Origin of the sequence: Nocardia sp. NPDC060255, assembly GCF_042727395.1 — a bacterium.
Taxonomy (GTDB): domain Bacteria; phylum Actinomycetota; class Actinomycetes; order Mycobacteriales; family Mycobacteriaceae; genus Nocardia.
Map to the genome: position 1 here is coordinate 24,538 of NZ_JBHXAU010000011.1, position 25,650 is coordinate 50,187.

The 25,650-nt window shown below is 67.9% G+C and carries 26 protein-coding genes and 1 tRNA gene; 16 read left to right on the plus strand and 11 right to left on the minus strand.

What is annotated here, in order from left to right:
* Positions 1 to 30: 30 nt before the first annotated feature.
* Together ACFWF1_RS20880 and ACFWF1_RS20885 are read right to left on the minus strand one after the other, a co-directional pair.
* On the minus strand, positions 31 to 1,587 hold the full coding sequence (locus ACFWF1_RS20880; RefSeq protein WP_379282328.1) for a trehalose-6-phosphate synthase: 1,557 nt from the start codon (positions 1,585 to 1,587) through the stop codon (positions 31 to 33).
* A gap of 88 nt (positions 1,588 to 1,675) precedes the next feature.
* Positions 1,676 to 1,867, minus strand: coding sequence for a hypothetical protein (locus tag ACFWF1_RS20885; protein ID WP_150403824.1), 192 nt, complete (start codon positions 1,865 to 1,867; stop codon positions 1,676 to 1,678).
* A gap of 144 nt (positions 1,868 to 2,011) precedes the next feature.
* On the opposite strand from ACFWF1_RS20885, the gene ACFWF1_RS20890 reads away from it, so the two are divergent.
* From ACFWF1_RS20890 to ACFWF1_RS20900, 3 genes are all read left to right on the plus strand, one after another.
* Entirely contained in the window at positions 2,012 to 2,845 is an 834-nt protein-coding gene (locus ACFWF1_RS20890; protein WP_379282092.1) for an alpha/beta fold hydrolase, read from the plus strand.
* A 173-nt stretch (positions 2,846 to 3,018) separates the two neighbouring features.
* Positions 3,019 to 3,261 carry an MbtH family protein gene (locus tag ACFWF1_RS20895; RefSeq protein WP_011207082.1) on the plus strand — a complete coding sequence of 81 codons (243 nt, stop codon included), beginning with the start codon at positions 3,019 to 3,021 and terminating at the stop codon, positions 3,259 to 3,261.
* Between the two features lie 115 nt (positions 3,262 to 3,376).
* A tRNA-Thr gene (locus ACFWF1_RS20900) sits at positions 3,377 to 3,451 on the plus strand.
* Positions 3,452 to 3,528: 77 nt separating this feature from the next.
* On the opposite strand, the gene ACFWF1_RS20905 is transcribed toward ACFWF1_RS20900, so the two are convergent.
* From ACFWF1_RS20905 to ACFWF1_RS20915, 3 genes are all read right to left on the minus strand, one after another.
* Complete coding sequence (locus ACFWF1_RS20905; RefSeq protein ID WP_379282094.1) at positions 3,529 to 5,451, minus strand: glycoside hydrolase family 9 protein; 1,923 nt, start codon at positions 5,449 to 5,451, stop codon at positions 3,529 to 3,531.
* 185 nt (positions 5,452 to 5,636) lie between these two features.
* Positions 5,637 to 6,062, minus strand: a complete 426-nt coding sequence (locus ACFWF1_RS20910) for an HIT family protein (protein WP_357379601.1) — start codon at positions 6,060 to 6,062, stop codon at positions 5,637 to 5,639.
* 10 nt (positions 6,063 to 6,072) lie between these two features.
* Positions 6,073 to 6,450 (minus strand): PH domain-containing protein, encoded by a 378-nt coding sequence (locus ACFWF1_RS20915; RefSeq protein WP_379282095.1) that lies wholly within the window; start codon positions 6,448 to 6,450, stop codon positions 6,073 to 6,075.
* A gap of 160 nt (positions 6,451 to 6,610) precedes the next feature.
* On the opposite strand from ACFWF1_RS20915, the gene purD reads away from it, so the two are divergent.
* Entirely contained in the window at positions 6,611 to 7,888 is a 1,278-nt protein-coding gene (purD, locus tag ACFWF1_RS20920; RefSeq protein ID WP_379282096.1) for a phosphoribosylamine--glycine ligase, read from the plus strand.
* On the opposite strand, the gene ACFWF1_RS20925 is transcribed toward purD, so the two are convergent.
* On the minus strand, positions 7,881 to 8,870 hold the full coding sequence (locus ACFWF1_RS20925) for a M23 family metallopeptidase (protein WP_379282098.1): 990 nt from the start codon (positions 8,868 to 8,870) through the stop codon (positions 7,881 to 7,883). The genes purD and ACFWF1_RS20925 overlap by 8 nt on opposite strands.
* A gap of 138 nt (positions 8,871 to 9,008) precedes the next feature.
* Here ACFWF1_RS20925 and ACFWF1_RS20930 point away from each other — a divergent pair, with 138 nt between their 5' ends.
* From ACFWF1_RS20930 to ACFWF1_RS20955, 6 genes are all read left to right on the plus strand, one after another.
* Positions 9,009 to 10,172, plus strand: a complete 1,164-nt coding sequence (locus ACFWF1_RS20930; protein WP_379282099.1) for a pyridoxal phosphate-dependent aminotransferase — start codon at positions 9,009 to 9,011, stop codon at positions 10,170 to 10,172.
* A gap of 128 nt (positions 10,173 to 10,300) precedes the next feature.
* Positions 10,301 to 10,945, plus strand: a complete 645-nt coding sequence (locus ACFWF1_RS20935) for a TetR family transcriptional regulator (RefSeq protein ID WP_357379591.1) — start codon at positions 10,301 to 10,303, stop codon at positions 10,943 to 10,945.
* Positions 10,946 to 10,951: 6 nt separating this feature from the next.
* The gene (purB, locus tag ACFWF1_RS20940) at positions 10,952 to 12,373 is read left to right on the plus strand and encodes an adenylosuccinate lyase (protein WP_379282100.1); all 1,422 of its coding nucleotides are present in this window, start codon (positions 10,952 to 10,954) and stop codon (positions 12,371 to 12,373) included.
* A gap of 64 nt (positions 12,374 to 12,437) precedes the next feature.
* Positions 12,438 to 12,974: a hypothetical protein gene (locus tag ACFWF1_RS20945; protein WP_379282101.1), complete on the plus strand. Its 537-nt coding sequence runs from the start codon at positions 12,438 to 12,440 to the stop codon at positions 12,972 to 12,974.
* A 290-nt stretch (positions 12,975 to 13,264) separates the two neighbouring features.
* Positions 13,265 to 13,696: an HIT family protein gene (locus tag ACFWF1_RS20950; protein ID WP_379282102.1), complete on the plus strand. Its 432-nt coding sequence runs from the start codon at positions 13,265 to 13,267 to the stop codon at positions 13,694 to 13,696.
* Positions 13,697 to 13,824: 128 nt separating this feature from the next.
* Complete coding sequence (locus ACFWF1_RS20955) at positions 13,825 to 14,784, plus strand: alpha/beta hydrolase (RefSeq protein WP_379282103.1); 960 nt, start codon at positions 13,825 to 13,827, stop codon at positions 14,782 to 14,784.
* Positions 14,785 to 14,809: 25 nt separating this feature from the next.
* Here ACFWF1_RS20955 and ACFWF1_RS20960 read toward each other — a convergent pair whose 3' ends face one another.
* Together ACFWF1_RS20960 and ACFWF1_RS20965 are read right to left on the minus strand one after the other, a co-directional pair.
* Positions 14,810 to 15,475 carry a response regulator gene (locus tag ACFWF1_RS20960; protein ID WP_379282104.1) on the minus strand — a complete coding sequence of 222 codons (666 nt, stop codon included), beginning with the start codon at positions 15,473 to 15,475 and terminating at the stop codon, positions 14,810 to 14,812.
* Positions 15,472 to 16,674, minus strand: a complete 1,203-nt coding sequence (locus ACFWF1_RS20965; RefSeq protein ID WP_379282105.1) for a sensor histidine kinase — start codon at positions 16,672 to 16,674, stop codon at positions 15,472 to 15,474. The genes ACFWF1_RS20960 and ACFWF1_RS20965 overlap by 4 nt, the downstream gene beginning before the upstream one ends.
* A 167-nt stretch (positions 16,675 to 16,841) precedes the next feature.
* On the opposite strand from ACFWF1_RS20965, the gene ACFWF1_RS20970 reads away from it, so the two are divergent.
* Complete coding sequence (locus tag ACFWF1_RS20970; RefSeq protein ID WP_379282106.1) at positions 16,842 to 17,075, plus strand: hypothetical protein; 234 nt, start codon at positions 16,842 to 16,844, stop codon at positions 17,073 to 17,075.
* Between the two features lie 111 nt (positions 17,076 to 17,186).
* Here the strand turns inward: ACFWF1_RS20970 and ACFWF1_RS20975 are convergent, their stop codons facing one another.
* Positions 17,187 to 18,275 carry an alkene reductase gene (locus tag ACFWF1_RS20975; protein ID WP_379282108.1) on the minus strand — a complete coding sequence of 363 codons (1,089 nt, stop codon included), beginning with the start codon at positions 18,273 to 18,275 and terminating at the stop codon, positions 17,187 to 17,189.
* A gap of 46 nt (positions 18,276 to 18,321) precedes the next feature.
* On the opposite strand from ACFWF1_RS20975, the gene ACFWF1_RS20980 reads away from it, so the two are divergent.
* The 3 genes from ACFWF1_RS20980 (at position 18,322) to ACFWF1_RS20990 (ending at position 21,803) form a co-directional block, all read left to right on the plus strand.
* Positions 18,322 to 18,705: a MerR family transcriptional regulator gene (locus tag ACFWF1_RS20980; RefSeq protein ID WP_379282109.1), complete on the plus strand. Its 384-nt coding sequence runs from the start codon at positions 18,322 to 18,324 to the stop codon at positions 18,703 to 18,705.
* Between the two features lie 90 nt (positions 18,706 to 18,795).
* A complete protein-coding gene (locus ACFWF1_RS20985; protein WP_379282110.1) occupies positions 18,796 to 20,970 on the plus strand; it encodes a S9 family peptidase in 2,175 nt (724 codons plus the stop codon).
* Between the two features lie 131 nt (positions 20,971 to 21,101).
* A complete protein-coding gene (locus ACFWF1_RS20990) occupies positions 21,102 to 21,803 on the plus strand; it encodes a DUF2334 domain-containing protein (protein WP_379282111.1) in 702 nt (233 codons plus the stop codon).
* Between the two features lie 130 nt (positions 21,804 to 21,933).
* Here the strand turns inward: ACFWF1_RS20990 and ACFWF1_RS20995 are convergent, their stop codons facing one another.
* Entirely contained in the window at positions 21,934 to 23,331 is a 1,398-nt protein-coding gene (locus tag ACFWF1_RS20995) for a glutamate decarboxylase (protein ID WP_379282113.1), read from the minus strand.
* Positions 23,332 to 23,417: 86 nt separating this feature from the next.
* Here ACFWF1_RS20995 and ACFWF1_RS21000 point away from each other — a divergent pair, with 86 nt between their 5' ends.
* Together ACFWF1_RS21000 and ACFWF1_RS21005 are read left to right on the plus strand one after the other, a co-directional pair.
* The gene (locus ACFWF1_RS21000) at positions 23,418 to 23,585 is read left to right on the plus strand and encodes a hypothetical protein (protein ID WP_379282115.1); all 168 of its coding nucleotides are present in this window, start codon (positions 23,418 to 23,420) and stop codon (positions 23,583 to 23,585) included.
* 10 nt (positions 23,586 to 23,595) lie between these two features.
* Positions 23,596 to 24,960: a dipeptidase gene (locus ACFWF1_RS21005; RefSeq protein WP_379282116.1), complete on the plus strand. Its 1,365-nt coding sequence runs from the start codon at positions 23,596 to 23,598 to the stop codon at positions 24,958 to 24,960.
* Positions 24,961 to 24,982: 22 nt separating this feature from the next.
* Here the strand turns inward: ACFWF1_RS21005 and ACFWF1_RS21010 are convergent, their stop codons facing one another.
* Positions 24,983 to 25,627, minus strand: coding sequence for an MBL fold metallo-hydrolase (locus ACFWF1_RS21010; RefSeq protein WP_379282117.1), 645 nt, complete (start codon positions 25,625 to 25,627; stop codon positions 24,983 to 24,985).
* Between the last annotated feature and the right edge of the window lie 23 nt (positions 25,628 to 25,650).

Below are 25,650 nucleotides of genomic sequence, written 5' to 3' on the forward strand. Positions count from 1 at the left end.
ACCAAACCTGGGTGATTCCTGTGAACGCGGTTAGCGTGACGGCTGCCGCTCCTCCGGGTAGGTGTCGTCGTCGGTCAGCAGTGCGCTGCCCGCGACCTGACCCTGCGCCAGTGCCTCGAGGAAGGCGCGGGCCCAGCGGTCCACGTCGTGTGCGAGGACCTGGCGGCGCAGCGAGCGCATGCGGCGGCGTTTGGTGTCGCGGTCGTCCTCGATGGCAGAGACGATGGCGTCCTTGACGCTGTCCAGGTCGTGCGGGTTGCACAGGTAGGACTGCCGCAATTCGGCTGCGGCACCGGTGAATTCGCTGAGCACCAGGGCGCCGTTGAGGCCGCTGTGGCAGGCGACGTACTCCTTGGCGACCAGGTTCATGCCGTCACGCAATGGCGTCACCAGCATGACGTCGGCCGCCACGAAGAAGGCGATCAGCTCGTCGCGCGGGATGGGCCGATGCAGATAGTGCACCACCGGGTAGCCGACCTGGGCGAACTCGCCGTTGATCCGGCCGACCTGGCGCTCGATGTCGCCGCGCATCTGGATGTAGCTCTCCACCCGCTCGCGACTGGGCGTGGCGAGCTGGACCATGACGGTCTCGGACGGATCGATCCGCTCCTCCAGCAACAGCTCCTCGAGCGCGTTGAGCCGGATGTCGATGCCCTTGGTGTAGTCCAGGCGATCGACGCCGAGCAGGATGTTCTTCGGATTGCCCAGTTCCGCACGGATTTTCGCGGCGCGCTCGCGGATGGAGCGGCGCCGGGAATGCTCGTCGAGTTCGGCCGAGGAGATCGAGATCGGGAACGCACCGACCCGGACCGTGCGGAAGCCGACCTGCACCACGCCGAGCTTGGAGCGGACACCGACAGTGCCGCGCGAGGTCGGCTGTCCGGCCAGCCTGCGGGCCAGGTACAGGAAGTTCTGCGCGCCGCCGGGCAGGTGGAAACCGATCAGGTCGGCGCCGAGCAGGCCCTCGACGATCTCGGTACGCCATGGCATCTGCATGAAAAGCTCGACCGGCGGGAACGGGATGTGCAGGAAGAAACCGATGGTGAGGTCGGGACGCAGCATCCGGAGCATCTTCGGCACCAGCTGCAGCTGATAGTCCTGCACCCACACGGTGGCGCCCTCGGCGGCCACCTTCGCGGTCGCCTCGGCGAAACGCCGGTTCACCGTGACGTAGGCGGCCCACCACTTGCGGTCGTAGACCGGGCGCACGATCACATCGTGGTACAGCGGCCACAGCGTGCCGTTGGAGAAGCCCTCGTAGTAGTCGGCGACCTCGGCGGCCGTCAGCGGCACCGGATGCAGCTCGAGGCCGTCCTCGATGATCGGATCGACGTCCGCGTCGGGCACCCCCGCCCAGCCGACCCAGGCGCCTTTGTTGTTGCGCAGCACCGGTTCCAGTGCCGTGACCAGACCGCCCGGACTGCGTTTCCAGCGGGTCGTGCCGTCGGGCAGCCGTTCCAGGTCGACCGGCAGCCGGTTGGCCACGACGACGAAACCGGAACCGGATGCGGCCGGACCGGTGCTCGTCGCGGTGGTGTCGTCAGGTGCCGTGTCTAGGGCGGGGTCGGAGTCGTCGGACGAAGTCATCTGGTGCACTCACGCATCCTTTGCGCGTCGCTGGGTCCCCCGGGGAGTCCGGTGCGTCGACGTCGCCGTTGGCGTCGAAAGGCTGGGCTTATTCTGCCCGGGCGCTCGGTGCGATGCCGAGCATCGACAACAGCATCCGGCACTCGTCGGCGTCCTCGGCGTAGGCCGCGACAACGCGCTGTGCCTGACGTGCGGTTTCGTCGGCAAGTGGTTCCAGATCGTCGTCCGCGATGTCGTTCGCGCTGCCCTTCGCGGCCATCTTCAAGTCCTCCCGGTTCACTACGCTCGTACGTGCGAATAGTCAATGGTATCTGTCCTCAGCAGGCGCGGGTGGCACCCGCGTCAGACCGGCCCCCGGCCGGTGTGCCGACTCCCTCCGCCCCTATACCGTGGGGCGGAGCATCAACTCCACGAAAGGGTCGATATGCCGCTGGCCACGGTGAACGGAATTTCCCTCAACTACCAGGTCAAAGGTGACCGTGCGCGGGGTACCGATGTCAAGGGTTCCGGGCCGCTTGTGGTCATGATCATGGGCACCGGCAGTCCCGGCCGGGTCTGGGAACTGCACCAGGTGCCCGCGCTGGTCGCGGCGGGATACCGGGTGTGCACCTTCGACAACCGCGGGATCGCGCCCTCGTTCGAGGCCGCGTCCGGCATGACCGTCGATCAGCTGGTCGCTGATACCGCCGGACTGATCGAATTCCTCGGCGAGGGGCCCGCGCTGGTGGTCGGCACCTCGATGGGTGCGCGGGTCGCGCAGGAGCTGGCGCTGGCCCGGCCCGAGCTGGTCCGCAAGGCGGTCTTCATGGCGGGCCACGGACGCCTCGATCAGTTCCAGAAAACACTCTCGCTCGGCGAGCACGACCTCGACGCCAGCGGGGTGAAGCTGCCGGAGAAGTACGAGGCGGCGGTGACCGCGGTGATGAACCTCTCGCCCGCGACGCTGGCCGACCCGAACTCGGCGCGCGACTGGCTCGATCTGTTCGAATTCACCGGCGGCCCGGTGACTCCGGGCATCCGCGCCCAGCGTCGGATGGATCACGATTTCGACCGGGTGCAGGCCTACCGCGCGATCACGGTGCCCTGCTTGGCCGTCGGCTTCGCCGACGACCGGATGATCCCGCCCTACCTGTCCAGGGAAGTTGCCGAGGTCATCCCCGGTGCGCGCTACCAAGAGGTGCCGGACGCCGGTCATTTCGGCTACCTGGAGCGGCCTGAGACAGTGAACAAGATTCTGCTCGACTTCTTCGCGAGCTGAGATTCCGCGGCCAGAGGTAACCGCCCAGGCGTAACGTCTCCCTTGCTAGGGTCGAAACAACGCTCGGGACTCCAACGGCGCGCAAGTCTGTGGAACCTCTCGGTTCGTCGGACCCGGCGCCGGGCGATCCACGAGCGATCCCGTACATAGCGCCAGTATCCAGTGAGGTGAAATTGAGCACCAACCCCTTCGATGATGAAGACGGCCGCTTCTTCGTTCTGGTCAACGACGAGGAACAGCATTCCCTGTGGCCTGCCTTTGCCGAGGTTCCGGCCGGATGGCGGGTCGTGTTCGGCGAAGACAGCCGCGCTGCCTGCGTCGAGTACGTCGAAAAGAACTGGACCGACATGCGTCCGAAGAGCCTGCGCGACGCGATGGCCGCCGACGACGCGGCCCGTCAGGGCGCCCAGTCCTGAACTCGCGGTAGCTGAATACTGCGCCGGGACACCCGCCGACTGCGTGATGCCATAAACCCGGTATCACGCAGTCGGTGTGCCCGGCTATGATGGCAACCGCTTTTCCAAGACACCCGCCTCCTTAGCTCAGTGGTAGAGCACCGCTCTTGTAAAGCGAAGGTCGTCAGTTCAATCCTGACAGGGGGCTCCAGTACGAGCGCGTCGGTAACGGCGCGCTCGTTCGCGTAGTAGAGGCCCTTGGCTGGAACAACCGTCGCCCAGCACACCTCAGCTTTGTGACAGGGCGAAGGCGAGCATTGCGGTTGAGGTGAAGTCGATCGAGGGTTCCACGCTCTGCCATGCGCCGACGTTGTCGAGGAAGCGGGCCTCGTGCCCGTCGAAATCGGTCCAGGGCGTACCGGGATCGGCGGAGCAACGTTTCATGGTCGGGAAGGTATTGAGTTCGTCGAGTTTGTCTGCGGCGTTGGGGCCGTTCACGACGGCGCCGCGCAGGATGTCGCCGTTGCCGTCGAGGGCGCCGGCGAGGTTGGCCACTTGGTGTTCGGGGCAATGCGGGTAGACCTCGCCCGCACCGATGATGAAAGTGCTGCCCCAGGAGTTCGCACCAAGCGCCCAACTGCGCTGTTGCGCGCCGAAGGCGTCGTAATTGTGGTCACCGGTGGCCTTGCGGTACAGCTGTGCGGTAGCGACGAGGCCGAAAGTGTGTGGCACCGAGTCGAAGTCGGTGTACACCGCCCCTGCCCGGAAGGGATCTTCGGCGGCCCGGCGCATGCCGTCGTCCAACTGTCGGCGCAGGTCTTTCCGCAGGTTCTCGCCGTTCTCGTTGCCTGCGCGCAGGAGTGTGAGGAGGTCGGCGTGGGCGAGAGCGCTGACGTCGGCGACGCCGAGGGTGCCTGTGGTGTCGGCGGAAATGTACTGTGCCGCCCAGCGGGTGGCTTGCTGTTTCCAGTCGGCGGCGCGGGGGTCGGCCAATGCTGTTGCGGCCAGGCTCATCTCGGTGGCGCCGAACTCCATATCGTCCTGCCAGGAGTTCTCGGGGTAGAAGTTGTGCGGGAAAGCGGTGATCAACGCGTCGCCGGGCTCGGTATTCGCCTTGGCATAGACAGCAGCCGCTTTGCTCAGCCAGGATTTGGCGGCAGCGGGATCGTCGTTGGCGCTGTTCTGCGCGGCGAGCGCGAAGACTGCGGCCACGCGTCCGGCCAGGTTGGGGCTGATCGGTGCGCCGGGCTCGTTGGCCCGCAACACCGGCCGATTCTTGATCAGGTAGTCCGGGTCGCCCGGTCGCACGGTCAGGTCGTCGTCGGTCTCGGGTAGCCGCCAGATGTCGTGGTCGGTGCGGACGTTGTCGTTGCCGGCGCCGATGCCGACTTGGGCGTAAAGGGTGCCGCTCTTGTCGTCCCACATCTTGTCCAGCCAGGACAGTCCATGGTTGGCCTCCTGCGCCAGGCCCGCGGCGTGCGGTGCGATACGCAGCGCCAGCAGGAGTTCGGCGGTGCTGTACGCGGTGGTGTGGGTGAATTTCAGGAAGTCACCCGCGTCGAACCAGCCGCCGGACACGTCGACGGGTCCGCCGACCGGGGTCAGCACCGCGTCGAGCAACTCGTTGCCTTCCTCGTTGTATCGGGGAGTGGCGTACACGATGGCCTGGCGGTCCGCCAGGTGTGCGGGCTTGCGGTGCAGCACATTCGCGAGCACGTCCGTACCGTCGCGCTGGGCCTGGAAGAAACGGATGTTGTCCTCGATGAGTGGGGTGAGCAGCTGCGCGGCGGGCGCGATGCGGAACGTCGGGGAGCTGCCCGACGCCGTGCCGGTGAGTTCTACGTGGTAATTACCGGGGGTGTCGAGGCTGGAGAGGTCCACGAGGTGGACCGCGGGGTACTTGCTGCTCCACGTTCCGGTGCGGGCGCCGACCTGGCCGGTGGTCAGGGTGGTGCCGTGTTCGTCCACCACCCGGTAGCCGGCCTGGCTCAATTCCGTGCTCGAACCCATGACGAAAGCCTGTTTGGCCTCGCCGACCCCGTAGCCGGCCTGGTTGACCCGGATCGCGGGCGGCCTTGTGCTGGAAGGACCTTCGTCGTCAGGTCTGTTCCTGCTCGCAGGCAGGGCGCAGGCGGTGATCGCGACGGTGAGAGTTGCCAGCAGAGTGGTGGCGCGCAGGCTCCAGGTGCGGCCGAGTCGGAAAGTGGACATGAGCCTCACCTTCCTCGGGCGATTGCCGGGCCGAGCTCGGAGTCGTCCTCGAGGATCAATAGGCGCATGAGGAGCGACGCTACTCGGCCAGATCGTCAGTTCAATCCTGGCCGGGGCTCATCTGCAAAAGGGTGGTCAGACCGAGTTTCGGTCCGACCGCCCTTTGCTTTGGGCCGGAGCGACGTTCAGTCCGGGACGTTGGCTCCGTAGCCGAGGTCGCGCAGGGCCTGTTTGATCTTGGCCTGGGCCTCGTCCATCGATTCGGGGGTGGGGTCGGTGTCGGCGCCGGAGATGTCGAAGTCGCCCATGGTGAAGGCTGGGAAGACGTGTACGTGCAGGTGGGGGACCTCTAGGCCGGCGATGAGCAGGCCGGCGCGCGGTGCGTCCCAGGCGGCGCGCACGGCCTGGCCGATCTTCTGGGCGACGACGTTGAGGCGGGCGAAGGTGTCCGCGTCGATGTCCTGCCACTGATCGATTTCCTTGCGGGGCACCACGAGGGTGTGCCCTGGGGTGACCGGTGCGATGGTGAGGAAACCGACGAATTCGTCGTCCTCCCAAACGAATCGACCTGGTAGCTGACCGGCGATGATCGCGCTGAAGACAGAAGCCATGCCCCGCAGGCTACGCCGAGGTGAAATGCGACAGGATGCCCTGCACCTCGTAGATGTCGACCTGGCGGTTGAACCGTTTCTGTAGCGGCTCGTGGCTGCCGGAGATCCAGATGCAGAGCTCGGCGTCCAGGTCGAAGGTGCCTGCGGTCTCCACCGAGAAGTGGGTGATCGCACGGTAGAGGATGCTGTGATAGCTGACCTTGCGGCCGGTCACGCCCTGCTTGTCGACCAGGATCAGGCGCCGGTTGGTGAACAGGATGGCATCGCGCACCAAAAGATATGCGGCGTAGATCTGTTCGCCCTCGCCCATCAGTTTCGCGTATTCCTGTTGCGCTCGGCCGGGATCGATCCGCCCGGCATTGCCCATCAGTCCGTCGATCAGACCCATCGTGTGCACATCCTTCGCGCGGTGTGGGTGGCGTGGCCCGGCTGAGGTATGCCGGAACCATCCCTTTCCATCATCCATGTCGCGAGACCGATATTCGATGGTCGACCGCTGTTCATGAGTGAGCGCAGAGCTTCCTGGGCCTTCACCTAAGCTGTCTGCCGTGCGCGTACTCGTCATCGGTTCCGGAGCCCGTGAACATGCCCTCGTCCTCGCGTTGCGCCGCGACCCCGCGGTCAGCGCGATCGTCGCCGCCCCGGGCAACGCGGGTATCGCGCAGCACGCGACGACCAGGCCGGTCGATCCGTGCTCCGCGGAGGCGGTGGTCGCGCTGGCCACCGAGTCGGCGGCCGATCTGGTGGTGATCGGGCCCGAGGTGCCGCTGGTGCTCGGCGTCGCCGACGCGGTACGGGCGGCCGGGTTCGCCTGTTTCGGACCGTCCGCCGCGGCCGCGCGGATCGAGGGTTCCAAGGCCTTCGCCAAGGACGTGATGGCGGCCGCGGGAGTGCGCACCGCGCACAGCGAGATCGTGGACACCCCGGCCGACCTCGATGCCGCGCTGAGCCGGTTCGGGCCGACCTGGGTGGTGAAGGACGACGGTCTCGCCGCGGGCAAGGGCGTGGTGGTCACCGCCGACCGTTCCGCGGCCCGCGATCACGGCGCCGAACTGCTGGAGCAGGGGCACCCGGTGCTGCTGGAGTCGTTCCTGGACGGGCCGGAGGTTTCGCTGTTCTGCCTGGTCGACGGCGAGACGGTGGTGCCGCTGCTGCCCGCGCAGGATCACAAGCGGGTCGGCGACGGTGACACCGGACCGAACACCGGCGGCATGGGCGCGTATACGCCGCTGCCGTGGCTGTCCGACGAGGCGGTGACCGCGATCGTCGATGATGTGGTGAAACCCGTTGCGGCCGAATTGGTTCGCCGGGGCAGCGCGTTCTCCGGGCTGCTCTACGCCGGCCTCGCGATGGGGGTCGCCGGGCCCGCGGTCGTCGAATTCAATTGCCGCTTCGGCGATCCCGAAACCCAGGCCGTGCTCGCCCTGCTGGAAAGCCCGCTGGCCGAGCTGCTCAACGCCACCGCCACCGGCGCCCTCGCCCAGGTCGACCCGCCGCGTTGGCGCGACGGCGCCGCGATCACCGTGGTGCTCGCCGCCGAGAACTACCCGGGCCGCCCGCGCGTCGGCGACGTGATCACCGGTGCGGGCGACGGCGCGGGGGACGACTCCGCCGCGGTGCTGCACGCCGGAACCGCCCAGCGCGAGGACGGTGCGCTGGTTTCCGCCGGTGGCCGCGTGCTCAATGTGGTCGGTGTCGGCGCCGACCTCGCCGAGGCGCGTGCGCACGCGTACGAGCGCATCGCCTCGATCAAACTGCCGGGCAGCCACTACCGCACCGACATCGGCCTCGCCGCAGTGGAAGACCGGATCGCCGTCCCTAGTTGACGGTCAGGCCGTGTAGGGCCAACCACGGTTGCGGGTCTACATGTTGCCCGCCGATGATGACCTCGAAGTGCAGGTGCGGGCCGGTGGAGTCGCCGCGGTTGCCGACGCGGGCGATCTGCATCCCGGCCGGGACGCGTTCGCCCCGGGAGACGAAGAAGTCGTACATGTGGCCGTACACGGTGATGGTGCCGTCGTCGTGCCGGATGCGCACCCACAGTCCGAAGCCCTCGGCCGGGCCCGCGTCGATGACGGTGCCGTTGGCGACCGCGTAGATCGGGGTGCCGATCGGGGCCGCGATGTCGATGCCCGCGTGGAAAGTGCCCCAGCGGGAACCGAATCCGGAGGTGAAGGTGCCGTGCGCGGGCAGGAAGAAGCCGCCGATACCGGGCAGGGTCACGCCGGGCAGCGTCGTCGCGCCGCCGCCGCCCATCCACGGCTGCCATTCGCCCGCCGCCGCGGCGGCGGCCTCGGCCTTGGCGCGTTCCAGCGTGGCCCGCGCGGCCGCCGCGACCACGGCCTGTTCGCGCAGGCGTTCACCGTTGTCGATGGCGTTCAGGTACCGGCGCACCGACGGCGGGGTGGACTGCACCTGCAGCGGATAGGCCACGGCGACGCGCTGCACGTGGTCCTGATCCGGGGTGCGATCGCTGATCGCGCCGGCGAAGGAGGCATCGCCCGCGGCGACGACGGCGGTCACCGCGAGCCCGGCCAGCAGCACCCGATGCTTGCGCAGCAGCGCGAGCAGCCGGTCGCGGTCGGGTCGTCTGTCCCACCTGTCGCGCAGCTCGGAGCGCCGCCGCCACAGTTCCCGCGGATCGGGCCGCCGTCGCAGGATCTCCCGCACGTTGCGCCGATCGAGCAGGGCCCGCAGGCCGCGTGCCGGTCGTTCCCGCAGCCGAGCACGCCAGTCCGGCGGAATGACCCCGATGCCACCCACTCCGCGCACCCGGTCGAGCCCAGCTCGTCGAGCATTCTCGAGCATCAAGCCGACCATAACCCTGGTGGGAGGGGAGCGCACGACCGGCGCTGGGTTGCCCGCGCCGAGCCGGAGTCTGCCGGGCACGACGAAAGACGACCGTCCGCGAGGTGTCGTCGCGCCGCACCGTCTACCGTCACACGGGTGTCCAGAGAATCTCGCCGGTCGACCATTCCACCTTTCTACGTGATGGATGTCTGGAAAGCTGCGGCGCAACGGGCCAGGACGCACGGAGATGTGCTGGTGCTCGCCGCCGGACAACCGTCGACGCCCGCGCCCGCGCCGGTGCTGCGCGCGACCAAGGCCGCGATCGAATCCGAATTGCTCGGCTACACCGAGACTTTCGGCATTCTGCCGTTGCGCGAGGCGATCGCCCGGCATCACACCGAGACCTACGGCTACGCCGTAGACCCGGATGACGTGGTGGTCACCACCGGATCGTCGGGCGCCTTCTCGCTGATCTTCCTGGCCGCCTTCGATCCCGGCGACACCGTGGTGGTGGCCCGCCCCGGCTATCCCGCCTACCGCAACACGCTCACCGCGCTCGGCTGCCGGGTGGTGGAACTGGATTGCGGTGCTGAAACCAGGTTCCAGCCGACGGTCGCCATGCTGGACGCGCTGCCCGAACCACCGGCCGGACTGGTGGTGGCGAGCCCGGCCAACCCGACCGGCACCATGATCGCCCCCGCCGAACTCGCCGCGCTGGCCCGCTGGTGCGATGCGCACGGCACCCTGCTCATCTCCGACGAGATCTACCACGGCATCACTTACGACAGCTCGGACACCGGAACCTCCTCGTCCTGGGAGACCTCCCGCGAATCGGTGGTGATCGGCTCGGTGTCGAAATACTTCTCGATGACCGGCTGGCGGCTCGGTTGGATGTTGGCGCCCAGCGGATTACGCCCCGCCCTGCAGCGGCTGGCCTCCAACCTGACCGTGTGCCCGCCCGCGATCTCGCAGTACGCGGCGCTGCACGCGTTCGGCGCCGAGGCCAAGGCCGAACTCGACGGGCATGTGCGCCGCTATGCGATCAACCGCCAACTTCTGCTGGACGGCCTGCCGAAAATCGGTATCACCGACCTGGCTCCGGCGGACGGCGCCTTCTACGCCTACGCGGATATCGGCCATCTCACCCATGATGCGCGCGCGTGGTGCGCCGACGTGCTAGACAACACCGGGGTCGCGCTCGCCCCCGGCATCGACTTCGACACCGTGCACGGAAACCGGACAGTTCGCTTCTCCTTCGCGGGCGCCACCGCGGACATCGAGGCGGCGCTGGTTCGTCTAGGGCACTATCTGGGTGTTTGATCGTCGTGTCCGGCAAGAACTTTCCGCAGTTCGGCACCGTGGCCGCGCGGATACGGTAGAACATCGATGGTTGCTTTTCCTCGCTGATTTCCCCTGGAAGAACTGATGACGACTGGCACGATGGCACGGTGATCACCGCGACGACCCCGAAAGGCGAACGGCGTCGCCAGGCTTTGGTAGCTGCCGCCGCCGAGTTGTTGCTCGAAGGCGGGTTCGAGGCGGTGCGGCATCGGTCGGTGGCGACCCGTGCTGATCTGCCGCTGGCGTCGACCACCTACTATTTCGAATCGCTGGAAGACCTGATCGCGCGCGCGGTCGAATTCAGCGGCAATGTGGAACTCGACGCGATGCGCCGCCGCGTGGGCGAGGTGAGCCACCGTCGCCGCGGCGCCGAGGCGACCGTCGATCTGGTGCTCGATCTGCTGGTCGGCGTCGACGGGCACTGGCACGACGAGGGGGCGCGCGGGCAGTTGATCGCGCGCTACGAGCGGTCGGTGGCCTCCGCGCGGCACCCCGAGCTACGCGAGGTGCAGCTACGCCTGCGAGCTCAGCTCGACGAGCTGCTCGCCGATGTGCTGCGCCGCTCCGATCGATTGGTGCGGCCCGAGCAACTGCGCAGGCTGGTCGCGGTGGTGGACGGCGCGGTGGTCGCGGCACTGACCGAAATGGAGCCGGAACCGCGCAGAATGGCCCGTGGCGCGCTGCTCGAGGTGATCGACATCGTCGCACCGGCGACGCCCCAGCAAGTGGACCGTTTCCGCGCATTAGACTGACAACACGTGAGCCTCGTTCCGAACGTCCTTGCCACCCGATACGCCAGTCCCGAACTGGTGCGCCTGTGGTCGCCCGAGAACAAAATCGTGCTCGAGCGGCGGCTGTGGCTGGAGGTGCTGCGAGCCCAGTCGGAACTCGGAATCGAGCTGCCCGCAGGCGTACTCGACGACTACGAGCGGGTGATCGACCAGGTCGACCTCGCCTCCATCGCCGAGCGCGAGCGGGTCACCCGGCACGACGTGAAGGCGCGCATCGAGGAATTCAACGCACTCGCCGGGCACGAGCACGTGCACAAGGGTATGACCAGCCGCGACCTCACCGAGAACGTGGAGCAGCTGCAGATCCGGCTCTCGCTCGAGCACGTGTACGCCCACGGCATCGCGATCGCGGCCCGGCTCACCGAGCGGGCCGCCGAATATCAGACGCTGGTGATGGCGGGCCGCTCGCACAATGTCGCCGCGCAGGCCACCACCCTCGGCAAGCGGTTCGCCTCGGCCGCCGACGAGCTGCTGATCGCGCTGACCCGGGTGCGTGAACTGATCGACCGGTACCCGTTGCGCGGCATCAAGGGCCCGATGGGTACCGCACAGGACATGCTCGACCTGCTCGGCGGCGATCCGGCCAAGCTGTCGCAGCTGGAGCAGCAGGTGGCCAGGCATCTCGGCTTCGCGACCGTGCTCACCAGCGTCGGCCAGGTGTACCCGCGCTCGCTCGACCACGACGTGCTCTCCGCGCTGGTTCAGGTGGGTGCCGGCCCGTCCTCGTTCGCGCACACTATCCGGCTGATGGCCGGAAACGAGCTGGTCACCGAGGGCTTCCAGCCCGGCCAGGTGGGCAGCTCGGCGATGCCGCACAAGATGAACACCCGCTCGTGCGAGCGCGTCAACGGCCTGCAGGTGGTGCTGCGCGGTTACGCCTCGATGGCCGCCGAACTGGCCGGCGCGCAATGGAACGAAGGCGACGTCTTCTGCTCGGTGGTGCGCCGCGTCGCGCTGCCGGACGCCTTCTTCGCCATCGACGGCATGATGGAAACCTTCCTCACCGTGCTCGCCGAATTCGGCGCCTACCCCGCCGTCATCGCCCGCGAACTGGACCGCTACCTCCCGTTCCTCGCCACCACCCGCATCCTGATGGCCGCTGTGCGCGCCGGCGTCGGCCGCGAGACCGCGCACGAGGTCATCAAGGAGCACGCGGTCGCGGTAGCCCTCGCGATGCGCGAACAGGGCCGCGAACCCGACCTGCTCGACCGCCTCGCCGCGGACGAGCGCCTCCCGCTGGACCGCGCCGCCCTCGACGCTGCCCTCGCCGACAAGTCCGCCTTCATCGGGGCCGCCGAAGCCCAGGTCGCCGACGTGATAGCCGCAGTCCAGAAACTCGTTGACCAGAACCCGGCCGCCGCCAACTACACCCCCTCCCCAATCCTGTAGCGGGAGCGGTTGTTTCGCTGCAAATTCGCTAGCAGGTGTCATAGCCGACGGATATCGTCCCATGGTGGCCATTCACGCCTTTGTGGACGAGTCGATTCGTCGCGACCGTTACCTCCTCTGTGCTGCCCTCATTCCGCCTGAGCGGTTGGCCGCTGCGCGGTCGCTTGTGCGCGGCCTCTGTTTGCCTGGGCAGCGGCGCTGGCATTTCGCCAAGGAGCCGGACACTCGTCGGCGGTTGATTCTTGCTGCGATGGCGCGATGTGAAGGTGTCCGCGTGGCGATATTCGTGGGGCGGGGGATCGAGGTTCGCGCTCGCGACGAATGCATGGCTCGATTGGTGACGCACCTGGTGGACTTGAAGGCGGAGCGGCTGGTGATCGAATCGCGGGAGAGCCTGGACCATCGTGATCGACACTGCATTGCCGGGGTGCTTCGTAAAGCATCGGCGGATCTGCCATACGTGCACATGCTCCCGCATTGTGAACCCGGGCTGTGGTGGCCGGACGCGGTCGCCTGGGCGTTTGGTGCGGGTGGGGTGTGGAAGGCGATGGTCGCGCCGTTGGTGCAGGACGTCTACGAGGTCGAAAACCCTCGTAGATAGCGCGAAACCCGACTGCTCACCGTCCGGAGAGGAGCCGGGTCCACTTCTCCCAGCTAGTGCCGGGAGCTGGTCTCGATATTACTGCATCTTATGTTTGATGGCTATGTAATTGCGATGCGCCGATGTGCGGCTGCTGTGAGCGCGGAACCCGGCTTCCCACCGTCCGGTGACGAGCCGGGCCCACTTCTCCCAGCTAGTGCCAGGAGCTGTTGCAAGTATGAGGTCGCAGCGCAGTCGGCACCAGTGAATTTTTCGTAGATGGGGGTGGTTGTGCGGGTTAGGGTTTCGGCGTGAATCCGTACACGGTTTTTGGGGAGATCATTGCTGGGCGGGCGGCGGCGAGCCGGGTGTATGAGGACGCGGATGTGTTGGCGTTCATGGATATTCGGCCGATGACGCCGGGGCATGTGCTGGTGGTGCCGAAGGTGGTTGCGCGCAGCCTCGCCGAGTTGGATCCGGTGATCGGGGGGAAGTTGTTTCAGGTGGGGCAGCGGGTGGCGGCGGCGTTGCGGGCGAGTGAGGTGGGGTGTGATGGGGTGAATTTCTTTCTCGCCGATGGGGTGACGGCGGGGCAGGAGGTGTTCCATGTGCATCTGCATGTGATTCCGCGGACGCCGGGGGATGGGTTCGGGTTGCGCGGGCGGCCGACGAGTCCGCCGCGGGCCGACCTGGATTATCTGGCCGGGTCTATTCGAGGGGCGCTCGGTCGTTCGGATTCGTGAGTTCGGCGGGAAGCATGTGCCGCATCGGCTGATTTGCTGTTAGAACGCCGAGAGCTAGATCACTTCCGCAACAACCCACGGTGAGTTACCTTTAAAAGCCGTTGTGATGCGGCGATGGAGGTGTGACCGTGCGTCGAACACCAGTTGCTGTGATAGTGCTGACCGTCGCGTTCGGCGTGCTCGGGCCTGCGGTCATCGGACCTGCGACCGCCTCGGCCGCGCAGGTCGAGCGGATCGACAACCTGAGCCCGACGCGCACCGCGATGTTCATCGATTCGCCCGCGATGGGGCGCACGATCCAGGTTCAGGTGCTGCATCCGGCGGGCGGCGGCCCGCGACCCGCGTACTACCTGCTGGACGGCCTCGATCCCGGCACCAGCCAGAGCACCTGGACCAATGCCACCGACGCGGAACGGTTCTTCGCGGGCTCGAACGTCAATGTCGTGCTCCCGGTCGGCGGTGAGGCCAGCTACTACACCGACTGGCAGCAGGACGATCCGCAACTCGGTCACTACCAGTGGGAGACGTTCCTGACCGAGGAACTGCCACCGCTGATCAACACCCGATTCAACGGCAACGGCGTCAACGCGATCGGCGGACTCTCGATGGGCGGCAACGCGGCCTTCATCCTGGCCGCCCGCAACCCGTGGCTGTACCGCGCCGTCGCGGGCTACAGCGCCTGCCCCGACACCGGCCTGGCGATGGGCGCGATGATGTTCTCCATCGCCAACCGCGGCGGCAACCCGCTCAATATGTGGGGACCTCCCGGCAGTCCGGCCTGGGCCGAACACGATCCGGCGCAGCTGGCAGAACGACTGCGCGGCAAGACAATCTATCTGTCCAGCGGCACCGGCATCCCGGGCCCGCACGAGACGGAGATCAAACCCCAACTGGCGGAGAACATCTTCCTCGGCGGCCCGGTCGAGGTCGGCGTCAACGCCTGCGTGGTCGCGTTCGAACAGCGGCTGCGCGGGCTCGGCATCCCCGCCCGGGTCGACTACAGCGCCACCGGAACTCACTCCTGGTCCTACTGGCAGGACATGTTGCACGCGTCGTGGTCGACCATCGCGCCGTCCATCGGAGCCTGAATTCCGCACGGGCGCAGCGGATTCCCTAGTTCCGCCCGGCATTGAGCACGACAATCGCGATCTGGACCCGGTTTTCGGCGTCGAGTTTGGTGAACAGCCTGCTGGTATACGACTTCACCGTCGCGATGCTCAGGTGCATTTCCTTGGCGATGTCGGAGTTGGACAGGCCACGGCCGATCGCTTCGGCGACGTCGCGTTCGCGCGCGGTCAGCGCGGTGAGGGCGGTGCGGGCGCGCTCGCATGCCGCGACGTCGGAGCTCGGCCCGGCGGTGGCGACCGAGATCAGTTGCGCGGTAACGCTCGGCGAGAGCGTCGGCCGGCCCGCTGCCACCTGCTTGACCGCGGCGACGATATCGGCGGGCGGTGTGTCTTTCAGCAGGAAGCCGTGTGCGCCGATTCGCAACGCCTGCAACACCATGTCGTCGGCGTCGAACGTGGTCAGCACCACCACCCGGGGCGGGTCGGCCCGGCTCAGCAGTTCGCGGGTGGCGTCGAGCCCGTCCCGTACCGGCATCCGGATATCCATCAGCACGATGTCGGGAGATTGTGCGCGGACCACCGTGAGCGCCTGTTCGCCGTCGGCGGCCTCGCCGACCAGTTCCAGCTCCGGATCGCCGCCGAGGATCATCGTCAATGCCGAGCGAGCCAATGGCTCGTCGTCGACGACGACCACCCTGATGCGTGCGTTCATCTGTCGCTCGTCGCGACAACGGCGGGCCACGGCAGCACGGCCCGCAGCCGGAAGCCGCCGGTCGGGTCGGGGCCGTAATCCAGTGTGCCGCCGACCAGTTCGGCGCGCTCGGTGAGACCGAGCAGACCGTAGCCGGAGGACGGCAGCGCGAAGCCGGGCCGGCGCGGCGCGGAGTTGCCGACGTCGACGATCAGATCCTGGCCCGGCCTGCCGTCGATGCGCACCCGGACCGCGGCCCCGGGAGAATGCTTGCGCGCGTTGGTCAGTCCCTCCTGGGCGATGCGATACGCCGTGCGCGCGCTGGTCGCCGGGAGGTCGGCGGTCGTGGTGTCGGTGATCGACACGTCCATGCCCGTCGAGCGTGCCTCGTCGACCAGGCGCGCGAGGTCGGCGAGGGTGGGCTGCGGCGGTTCCGGGGTGCCGGTGAGTGAGTCGTCGCTGGTGCGCAGCACGCCGAGCACCTCACGCAGTTCTTGCAACGCGAGATGCGCGTTCTCGGCAATGGTTTTCGCCGTCGCGGCGGTCTGCTCCCGGGTCAGGTCGGTGCGGAAACCGAGCGCACCGGCATGCATCGCCACCACCGAAATCCGGTGTGCCAGTACGTCATGCATCTCCCGCGCGATGCGATTGCGTTCCAGCAGCCGCGCCTCGGCGGCCCGCGCGTGCTGTTCCCGCTCGGCGGTTTCGGCACGAGACCGTAACGACCACACCAGATCTCGCCGAGCGCCGACCGCGAAGCCGATCGCGACAATGGTGGCGATGGCCGCCGTGAGCACCGCCGGTCCGACCCAATACGGCTGCACGTCGTCGGTCGGGTAGAGCACGCTGTCGGTGAGCAGGCCGGTCCCGATGCTGACGACCGCCAGCGCGATGGTCTCGGCATAGCGCCGCCGGGTGGCCAGCGAACACAGCACCAGGGCCGCCGCGCCATTGGCGGTGACCGACGCGGTGGACAGCACCGTCACGATCGCCGCGATGGCCACCGGATACCGGCGCCGCAGCAGCGTGAGCAGCATGCACGCCACACCGAGCAGCGGATCCCCGATCTGGAACCAGGTGCGTAACGCGCCGTCGATCGGTGTCATCTGGTCCTTGGTGGTCGACCAGGCCAGTAGTCCGATGCCCGCGACCGCCGCGAGCCGCCAGGCGTGCGACCACGGCCGAAGCGGTGGCGCCGACGACAGGGGTGCGGGGGACATGACGCGACTGTAGGTGGCGTGCGTTCGCCCGCGCATCGGTCTCCAGGGCGAATTCGGGTCGACCAAAGGATGAACTCGCCGCCGACCGATGGCCGATGTGCGATGACCTGCCTCGGGGCAATTATGAGATACGTCGATGCTGGCCAACGGAGGAAACGGAGAGTGTGATGGGCAAGAACGTGTGGGTCGGACTGCAGATCGTCGGCATGGTCTTGCTGGTCGCGTCGGCCCAGGCCGTCATCCGCCTGTTCATCGATCACCACAAATCCCAGGTGTGGGGCCTGCTCGACTGGGTGCCCGGCGGCTGGGGCGGTCAACTCGTCGCGCTCGTCGTGCTCGCCACCTGCGGCGGGATCCTCGCCGAACGCGCGAACAACAAAGTCGAACTGCTCGAAGCCTGAAACCCCGATGCCCGGCCCCGGGAAAACCCTGATGCCGCGTCCGAAACTTCCCGCCGCGCACATAACTGCCGGCAATTCTGTGCGCGGCAGGACGATTCGTTCGCGCCGGAATCAGCGGGCCGATACTTCGGCGGGTTGCCAGTGCGGGTAGTCGCTGTAGCCCTCGGCGGTGCGGCCGTAGAGCAGGTGTTCGCGGATCGGGGCGAGCGGGAGGTCGTGGGTGATGCGATGGACCAGGTCGGGATTCGAGATGAAGTTGCGGCCGAACGACACCAGGTCGGCCAGGCCCGCGCGCAGCACCTCCTCGGCGGCCGCCGCCGTTGTCGGCGCGCGGTTTTCGCCGACATTGGCGATGAGGGTGCCGCGCCAGCGTGGCCGTAGGTCGGCCAGTGCCCGATAGCTGTCGTTGTCGGTCAGGTGCAGGTAGGCCAGGTCTCGGCGGTCGAGTTCGGTGACCAGCGTGCGGTAGAGCGGGGCCGGATCGGCTTCGGCCATATTGAACTGCGGGTTGCCGGGGGACAGGCGGATTCCGGTGCGGTGCGCGCCGATCGCGGCGGCCACGGCATCGACGACGGCCAGCGGCAGGCGCATCCGGTTCTCGATCGACCCGCCGAATTCGTCGGTGCGCAGGTTGGTGTTGTCCGCTAGGAACTGATGCACGAAATAGCTGTTGGCGCCGTGGATTTCGACGCCGTCGAAATCGGCGGCGATGGCGTTGCGGGCGGCGATGGCATGCTGCTCGACGGCTGCTTCGATAGCGGCGCGGTCGAGTACCGCCGGTGTGATCGGCTCGCCCTTGCCACCGTCGATCAGGTGCACCCGATCCTCGTCCAGCACCGCCGACGGACCGGCGGGCCAGGAGCCGTCGATCCGGGCGAGCGGGTGTCCCTTGCGTCCACCGTGCATGAGTTGCGCGAAGATTCGCCCGCCGTTCGCATGGACGGCCGCGGTGACCCGGCGCCACGCCTCGACGTGCCGTTCGGTTTGCAGCCCGGGCACCCAGGCCTCGCTCTGCCCGGTCGAATGCGGCCAGATGCCCTCGGTCACGATGAGCCCGGCCGCCGCGCGCTGGGCGTAGTAGTCGGCGACATCGCTGGTCGGCGAGCCGTCGGGTAGCGAGCGCAGCCGGGTCATCGGCGACATGACGATCCGATTGGGCAGTGCCCGTTCGGAATTGCGGTATTCGGTCAGTAGCAGCATTCCTGTACCGTAAAACCTGACATCAATGTCAGGTCAAGGAGCGATTGTGCGCATCGGTGAACTGGCCGAGCGGACCGGCGTCAGCGTCCGGTCGCTGCGGTATTACGAGACCAAGGGACTGCTCGCGTCGGAGCGGACCTCCGGCGGGCAGCGCGAGTACCCGGCGTCGGCCGTCGACCGGGTCCGGCGCATCCAGGAGATGTTCGCCGCGGGCCTGCACAGCGACACCGTCGGGGAACTGCTGCCCTGCATCCACGACGTGGACGGCAGCCCGAACGCGGCCGCCACTCCATTCCTGGTGCAGAAGCTCACCGGGGAGCGCGAGCGGATCGAACAGGCCATGCGCGACCTGGACCGCACCCGCGAGGTGCTCGACAGCGTCATCGAGGCCGCCTCCGGCACCGAGCCGCGCACCGAAGGTCGGGGATAGATCAGCGATACCGCAGTGCGACGCACTCGAGCAGCGCGGTTGCCGGGTCCTGGCGGGACGGGCGGGGCCCACGCCGCTACGGTGGAACCCATGGCTCTCGACAGCGGTACCGGAACGATCTCAGACCTCGACGGGGTGACGGCACCGATCGCCAAGACGGTGCCCACCGAACGCGTGCATCACGGCGACCTGTTCGTCGACGAGTACGAGTGGTTGCGGGACAAGGAGAACCCCGAGGTCATCTCGCACCTCGAGGCGGAGAACGCGTACACCGAGGCACAGACCGCGCATCTGGCCGAGCTGCGCGACTCGATCTTCGACGAGATCAAGGGCCGCACCCAGGAGACGGACCTGTCCGTGCCGACCAGGATGGGCGAGTACTGGTACTACTCGCGCAGCTTCGAGGGCAAGCAGTACGGCGTGCACTGCCGGTGTCCGATCGCGGCCGACGCCGAAGGCATCGATGCCTGGACCCCGCCGCAGCTGGAGGCGGGCACCGAGGTGCCGGGCGAACAGATCCTGCTGGACAGCAACGTGGTCGCCGAGGGACACGACTTCTTCGCGCTGGGCGCGTTCTCGCTCAGCCATGACGGCAACCTGCTCGCCTACTCCGTAGACACCGTCGGTGACGAGCGGTACGTGCTGCGCTTCAAGGATCTGCGCACCGGGGAGATGCTGTCCGACGCGATCGCCGAGACGGCGCCGGGCGCGACCTGGTCGCTGGACGGCACGCACGTCTTCTATCAGACGGTCGACGAGTCCTGGCGGCCCGACACCGTGTGGCGGCACCGGCTCGGCGCCCCGACCGCCACCGATGTGCAGGTGTTCCACGAGCCCGACGAGCGCTACTGGGTGAGCATCACCTCGACCCGCTCGGAGAAGTACCTGATGATCTGGGTCGGTTCCAAGATCACCACCGAGGGCTGGGTGCTCGAATCCGACGATCCCGAGGGCGAATTCCGGGTCATCCTGCCGCGTCGCGAGGGCGTCGAATACTCCGCCGAGCACGCGGTGGTCGGCGGCGAGGACCGCTTCCTGATCCTGCACAACGACGTCGTCGACGGCGTGAAGGCGGAGAACTTCGTGCTCGCCGACGCCCCGGTCGCCGATCCGTCGGACCTGACGCTGCTGATCGAGCACCGCGACGACGTGCGGCTCGAGGACGTCGACGCCTACGCCGATCACCTGGTGCTGAGCTACCGGCGCGAGGCGCTCACCCGGGTCGCGGTCTGGCCGCTGACCGACAGCGGGTACGGCGAGCGGCGCGAGCTCGACTTCGATCTGGAGCTCTTCGCCGTCGGCGCGGGCGCGAACCCGGAGTGGGCGCAGCCGACCCTGCGCATCGGGCTGACCTCGTTCATCACGCCGGTGCAGGTGTTCGACTACGTGCCGGCCACCGGCGATCTGCTGCTACGCAAGGAGCAGCCGGTGCTCGGCGGCTACGACGCGAACGATTATGAGCAGCACCGGGATTGGGCGATCGCCGAGGACGGCACCCGGATCCCGATCTCGCTGGTGTGGAAGAAGGGTCTCGCGGTGGATTCGCCGAAGCCCCTGCTGCTCTACGGATACGGCTCCTACGAGGCGAGCATGGATCCGTCCTTCTCGGTGTCGCGGCTGTCGCTGCTGGATCGCGGCATGGTGTTCGCGGTCGCGCATGTGCGTGGCGGCGGCGAGATGGGCCGGCTCTGGTACGAGAACGGCAAGACGCTCACCAAGAAGAACACCTTCACCGATTTCGTTTCCTGCGCAAGGCATTTGATCGATACCGGCAAGACCGCGGCGGATCGGATGATCGCCGACGGTGGCAGCGCGGGCGGCCTGCTGATGGGCGCGGTGGCGAACCTGGCGCCGGAGCTGTTCGCGGGCATCCTGGCGAATGTCCCGTTCGTCGATCCGCTCACCTCGATCCTGGATCCGTCGCTGCCGCTGACCGTCATCGAATGGGACGAGTGGGGTAACCCGTTGGCGGACAAGGACGTCTACGACTACATGAAGTCCTACGCCCCGTACGAGAACATCGAGGCCAAGGACTACCCGGCCATCCTGGCGATCACCAGCCTCAACGACACCCGGGTGCTCTACGTCGAACCCGCCAAGTGGGTCGCGAAACTCCGTGCCACCAAGACCGGCGACGCCCAGCTGCTGCTGAAGACCGAGATGAGCGCGGGCCACGGTGGAGTCAGCGGCCGATACGAGAAGTGGAAGGAAGTCGCCTTCGAGTACGCCTGGGTGCTGGACCGGGTGGGCTTGGCCGACGCGTAATCCGGGCGGCCGGTTTCCCGAAACCGGCCGCCACCGCGCGGGGATGTCCGGCGAGAACGTGTGTCACGGTGTTCGTCGCCCGGTCATCCCGCCTGCACGCCCAGTACATCTGCCCCTGGCACCGTAAATTCATGAACGCTGAGCTGGTCGTATCCATTTCCGGGATCAGGGACACCACTCGGGACGCGGCGATCGAGTTCGCCGCCGAGATGGACCAGCGCGGGGTGCCACTGTCGCTGCTCGTGGCGCCCCGGTTGAAGGGGAAGTACAAGCTGGTCGATGATCCGGCGACGCAGGCCTGGCTGCGCGGCCGCCGGGCCCGCGGCGACGCGATCGTGCTGCACGGCTACGACCAGGCGGCGACCAAGCGCCGCCGGGCCGAATTCGCCACGCTGCCAAGGCATGAGGCGCGGCTGCGGCTCACCGCGGCGGATCGGGTGATGGAGCGGGTGGAGTTGCGCACCCGCCTGTTCGCCGCACCGCGCTGGGACGCCTCCGTCGGCGCCATCGAGGCGCTGCCCGAGGTCGGTTTCCGGGTCGCGCTCGGCCTGACCTCGATCCTCGACCTGGAACACAATGTGGCACAGAAGGTTCGGGTGTACGGCATCGGCGAGGGTTTCCGCGCCGAACCGTGGTGGTGTCGCGCGCTGGTGATGGGTGCCGCGCGCACCGCGCGTCGCGGCGGCATGCTGCGTCTCGCGGTGTCGGCCGCACAACTGGAACGTTCCGGCCCGCGCCAGGCCATGCTCGACGCCGTCGACCTGGCTCTGTTCCACGGCGCGACCGGCGCCGTCTACCGCTGGGAACCGCCCGCCATCGCGCGCGCGGCTTGAAAAACGCCGCGGCGTGGTGTGGTCGGGCACCGCGGCTCGTGGTTATCGGCACCGCCGAGCGTGTCGCCGATCGGCGCCGCCGCTCGTGAAATGGCGTGAATCGAGCGGCGGCGCTCCAGCGTAGGCCCGCTCACGCAGGCTCGATCTTCTTGTCCGGCACCATCGCTCGCGCACTGTGCGTGAACCCGCCCGCCTCCTGCCGGGTGAGCGAGGTCGAAAACGGATGCCGCGCCAGCTGTTTCATGCATCGCTCGAAGTCGGCCAGCAGCAGCTCGGCCAGGTCGACGGTGAAGCCGTGCCGGATCACCGCGCGCATGATCGTCTCGTCCGCCCGGTCCGCGGGTAGCGGATACGCGGCGATCAGCCAGCCTCTGCTGCGCAGCCGGTCCGACAGGTCGTACAGGTTGAACCCGGGATCGCCGATCAGTCGCCACGCCACCGCGGTGATGCCCCGGCTCGGGTCACCGTCGTGGATCATCTCGAACACCCCGAGCTCGCGCAGCCCCGCCGCCAGATGCTGGGCCGCGTGATAGATCGCGGACTGGACGCGGGTGTATCCGGTGCGGCCGAGCCGGATGAACTCGTAGTACTGGGTGATCGCCTGCCCGCCGGGCCGCGAGAAATTCAGGTTGAACGTGCCGATGCTGCCGCCGAGGTAGTCCACGTCGAAGATCAGCTCGGCGGGCAGGTCGGCCGCCTCACGCCAGATCGCCCAGCCGACGCCGAGCGGCGCCAGCCCGGTTTTGTGGCCGGAGGCGTTGATCGACTTGACGCGCGGCAGCCGGAAATCCCACGCCAGATCCGACGCGGTGAACGGGGCGAGGAAACCGCCGCTCGCCGCGTCGACGTGGATCGGGATATCCAACCCGGTCGACTCCTGCAGCTGATCGAGGGCGCGGCTGATCCCGGCGACATCCTCGAACAACCCGGTGAAGGTCTGGCCGAAGGTCGGCACCACCATGATGGTTCGCTCGTCGCAGTAGGCGGCCACGTCGTCCGGGTGCATGGTCAGGCGGTCGCCGCGCAGCGGGATCTGGCGGATCTCGACGTCGAAGTATCTCGCGAATTTCTCCCAGCACACCTGGACCGGCCCGCACACGAAATTGGGTGTGCCGGTGCCGCCGCGTTGCCGCCAGCGGAACTTGGCGGCCAGCCCGCCGAGCAGCGCGGCCTCGCTGGACCCGGTGGTCGAGGTGCCGTGCGTGCCCGCCGGATCGGGGGAGTGCCACAGGTCGGCGATCATCCGGACGCAGCGTCGCTCGAGCTCGGCGGTCTGCGGATATTCGTCCTTGTCGACGATGTTCTTGTCGAGCGCTTCGAGCATCACCCGGCGGGCCTGGTCGTCCACCCAGGTCGTGCAGAAGGTGGCCAGATTCATCCGCGAGACGCCGTCGAGCATCAGCTCGTCGTGCACGATCTCGTAGGCGACCTCGGCGAAGAGTTCGTGATCCGGGAAACCGGCCTTGGGCGCGACCCGGCTCATGCCGGGCCGGGCGAACAGGTCGTCGGAGTCTGCGCTGTGGGACATCGGGTGGCCTCCGGAGTATCGGCTCGCGTGGTGGTACCGAACTGCAGTCACCCAACACAATCACACCGAGGTCGATCGAGCAGCCGATGCCGTCGCCGGAAGTCGGCCGACACGGACTGCTCGGTCGACTAGATTTCCAGCTCTGTATCAGTTGGTTCGTGCGAGAGTGGGACAGCGGCGCTGTCGGCCGCTGCCGCCCGGACCGTCCCGGCATTCGGGTGCGCGACATGGAGCGCGACGACACGAAGAAGTGAGGCGCTGGCAATGACCGACGATTCCCGCACCGCCGAGCTGCGCGCGAAGGTAGCCGCGCTCATGCCACAGGCGAAAACCGATCTGACGCAGCTTGTTTCGTTCAAATCGGTGGCCGACGCCCGCCAGTTCCCGCCGGAGGAATGCGAGCGGGCCGCGCAGTGGGTCGCGGACGCGTTCGTCGCGGCGGGCCTGACCAGGGCCGGGCTGCACGAGACGCCGGACGGCAGCAAGGCCGTCATCGCCGCCCGTCCCGCGCCGCCCGGCGCGCCGACGGTGCTGCTGTACTGCCACTACGACGTACAGCCGCCGCTGGACAGCGCGGCCTGGCGCACGCCGGTCTGGGAGCTGACCGAGAAGAACGGCCGCTGGTACGGCCGCGGCGCCGCCGACTGCAAGGGCAACATCGTCATGCACCTGACCGCGCTGCGCGCGCTCGGGCCCGACCTGCCGCTCGGTGTCATGGTGGTCGCCGAGGGTTCCGAGGAGCAGGGCACCGGCGGGCTGGAGCGCTTCGTCGAGGCCAACCCGGAGCTGTTGCGGGCCAACGCGATCCTGATCGGCGACTGCGGAAACTTCGCCGCGGGCGTGCCGACGCTGACCGAAACCTTGCGCGGCAACGTGAGTGTCGTCGTCACCATCCGAACCCTCACGGGTCCTTTGCATTCCGGCATGTTCGGCGGACCGTCTCCGGACGCGCTCGCCGCGCTGATCCACCTGCTCGCCACGCTGCGTGACGAGCACGGCAACACCACGGTGGCCGGGCTGCCGAACGATCAGCGCTGGCCCGGCGTGCAGTACCCGGAGGACCAATACCGCACCGACGCAGGCGTATTGCGCGGCGTCGAGCTGATCGGTGACGGCACCGTCGCCGACATGCTCTGGGCGCGACCGGCTTTGACGGTGCTCGGGATCGACGTTCCGCCGGTGGTCGGCTCGGCCGCCGCCATCCAGCCGTCGGCCCGCGCCAGGCTCAGCCTGCGCATCCCACCGGGCACCGATCCGGAGCAGGCGCACAAGGCGCTCGTCGCGCACCTCGAGGCGAACACCCCGTGGAATGCCGAGCTCACCATCGAACTGGAGGGTGTCGGCGCGCCGTTCCGTTCCGGCGCGGGCGGTCCGGCGCGGGAGGCGATGGAGACCGCGCTGGCCGTCTCGTACGGTCGCGCGGCGACCACCCAGGGGCAGGGTGGCTCGATTCCGCTGTGCAACGTCTTCGCCGACACCTACCCGGACGCCGAGATCATGCTGCTCGGCGTCGAGGAGCCGACGTGCCTGATCCACGCCCCCAACGAGAGCGTGGATCCGTCCGAGATCGAGCACATGGCCCTGGCCGAGGCGCTGTTCCTGCTGAACTACGCCGAGCAGCCCGGATAGCGCCGTGCCGAGCAGGCCAGCGCTAGAACTCGCGCTGGTCTTCCGGCTCGACCACGGTGAATTCCGTGCCGGCCGGACCCATTTCGGACAACCGGCCGAAGTAGATGCTCTGCGCCGCCTGCTCGATGATGCCGTAGTGAATGGGCAGCGCGGTGCGCGGCGCGACCGCGCGCAGGTAATCCACCGCCTCGCTCAGCTTCATCCACGGCGCGGCCGCGGGGATGGCGAGCACGCCGACCTGGACCGGCGGCACCCACAGCGAGTCGCCGGGATGCACGAGTTGCGCCGGATCGTCCGGGGTGCCGAGCTGGAACACGGTGTTGTCCACCACCGGAATCTCCGGGTGGATCACCGCGTGCCTGCCGCCGCCTCCGGTGATCCGCAGCTCGCCCAGCGTGAGCACGTTGCCCGCGTGCACCGCCTCCCACTTTTCGCCGCGCTGCTGCGCGGTCTGCGGATCGGCGAGCAGCCGGGCGCCGGGATTGGCGTCGACCAGTGCCTCGATCCGGTTCGGATCGATGTGGTCCGGATGCTGATGGGTGATCGCGATGGCGTCCAGATCGGTAAGCCCCTCGAAGCCGTGCGAGAAGGTGCCCGGATCGAACAGCACCTTCTTGCCGTGTAGCTCGACGAGGAGGCAGGAATGGCCGAAGTGAGCTATGCGCATTCCGCCATGTTATTGCGCGACCA